The 2,001-nt window shown below is 27.7% G+C and carries 2 protein-coding genes; both read right to left on the reverse strand.

Going from position 1 to position 2,001, the window contains the following annotated elements:
* Nucleotides 1-187: 187 nt before the first annotated feature.
* A complete protein-coding gene (locus LXM54_RS27590) occupies nt 188-1,021 on the reverse strand; it encodes a leucine-rich repeat protein (RefSeq protein WP_233319540.1) in 834 nt (277 codons plus the stop codon).
* A gap of 245 nt (nt 1,022-1,266) precedes the next feature.
* Complete coding sequence (locus LXM54_RS27595; protein ID WP_233319541.1) at nt 1,267-1,938, reverse strand: hypothetical protein; 672 nt, start codon at nt 1,936-1,938, stop codon at nt 1,267-1,269.
* Between the last annotated feature and the right edge of the window lie 63 nt (nt 1,939-2,001).

The following is a 2,001-nucleotide window of genomic DNA, read 5'->3' on the forward strand; positions in this document are numbered from 1 at the left end:
TATAGTTCCAGAAGTCTTTTGTTACAGAATATAATCTGTACTATCTGCGCTTGTCTCGTTTATAACGATACTAAAGAAATATTGAGTTTTTCCCAAAACCAAGCCTCAAAAAAATTTTGTTAGAGAAAATATACAAGCCCCTCTACGTCTTTATTTTTCTCATAAGTAAGATATACTTTAAGATTTGTTAAGAATTATTAATTATGTCCTTCAATTTCAAAGAGTAATGCTTTTTATCTAAAAAATAAACATAATCAATGTTTTTACAGTAACTTAAATTCCCATCTTTTATATTAGTACCACTGAATACCAAGTTCTTTAGATTTTCCATTGATTCAATGAAAACCAGGGATTCCAACTCTCCACAGTTTAACAATGCAAGCCTTTCTATACTTGATATATTACTCACGATGGGTATATTACTAATTTTCTTACAGTTTTCTATTTCTAGATCACTCAATAAAGGAAGGTTTTTTAGATGTGAAATATCTATTAAGTTTCTTATGTAGTTTAACTGGATTTCCTTTAAGTTATTAAATTTTTGAATACCATTCAATGAAGTCAAATTACCATGAGTTAAAATTAAGGATTCTAATTTTTTTAACTTAATCAATTCACCTAAATCTTTACTCTTCGGTTTATATTTAAATAATTGAAGAAGATTTAGATTTTCTAAATTTGATAAACCGGATACAGATGAACCCCAATCGAGTCTCAATATCTCTAATTTAGGAAAGTATGATAAATCAATTTTTATATTATTATCATTTTCAATTATTGATAATTCTTTTAAAGATTGAAGACTATATAATCCTTTTATGTTGGATAAATAATACACATCTATTCCTATTTTCTTTATGTTTACACACTCAGATAGAAAATCAAGATTATCTTTTGTGTAATATTGGAGACTTATATAGATAGTATCAATTTTATTTTCATTAAGATATTTTATACTTCCCTCTGTATTTTGATCTGTTATGTAAACACTCTTACCAATTAATTTTATCCCACTAGTCATAGTAGCTCATCCTTACTTAATTTTCTAGATTGTATTATGAATAATATTTACTCTGGTTTCGTTTTATGTAAGTCATGCGAATTGGCTTTTTTTGCATCTTGAATTTCCTTTCGATCACAAAATTTCTGTTAACAGTTCATTTATAACAGGAATGATGCCCCGATAGTTCCAAATGAGATATAAGAAATAATGGCATTAATCCTTATTGGATTAACGCCACGTTAGTAATTCGATAACAACTTTAATTAATAAATATATCTAAAAGTCTCATTTTTTCCATACTTAATAACTGTTTGAAATTCCTCTCCACCATTTTTATCCTTTAATAAAGCATCCATCTTAACATCTTTAATATTGTAATGTCTCTTATTCAGAAAGCCCACACTTCGAATAGTTGGATGGTCTAAAATTGGTGTTAAGTCACCATCTAACACATTAGTATTAACAAATCTAAAGTCAATTAGGTTAGGAAATTGATGTAGAAAATTCAGATTCTCAAGATTACCACAAGAAGTAAGACATAAAACACGAAGATTCTTCAGAGATAATAATTCTTCGCTTGGTGCAAATTTCTTTGATTGATTAATATGTAAATGTTCTAGCGTATCGACTAATCCAGACAGACCAGAATCATTTTGTAATTTAGTACAATAATGTAACTCTAAACGCTTTAATTTATTCATTTTTACTATACCTTGGAAATCTTGTATATTGGACCAGTTTAATTCTAGATAGAGCAGATTTTCTGGAATATCAAAAAAGTTGCCTAACTTACTCTTTTTATGATGCCATAGAGTTAAATATTGTATGTTTTCAAACTGAATCGTATCAACTTCATCTTCCTTCAAGTTAAAGTTAGCTTGAAGATCATCTGCTATTTGTTCAAACCAAATGGCCATATTCCTCCAATTATCCATTTTGAATCAACCCCATATTGCCAATATTTCTTTTATCATATCATTTAGGCTTATTAAACTAAA

Origin of the sequence: Bacillus sp. Au-Bac7 (genome assembly GCF_021341655.1) — a bacterium.
In the GTDB taxonomy this organism is placed as follows: domain Bacteria; phylum Bacillota; class Bacilli; order Bacillales; family Cytobacillaceae; genus Niallia.

Coding starts and splice junctions, on each gene's coding strand:
- LXM54_RS27595 (WP_233319541.1), bottom strand. CDS start 1,938: ATGGATAATTGGAGGAATATGGCCATTTGGTTTGAACAAATAGCAGAT.
- LXM54_RS27590 (WP_233319540.1), bottom strand. CDS start 1,021: ATGACTAGTGGGATAAAATTAATTGGTAAGAGTGTTTACATAACAGAT.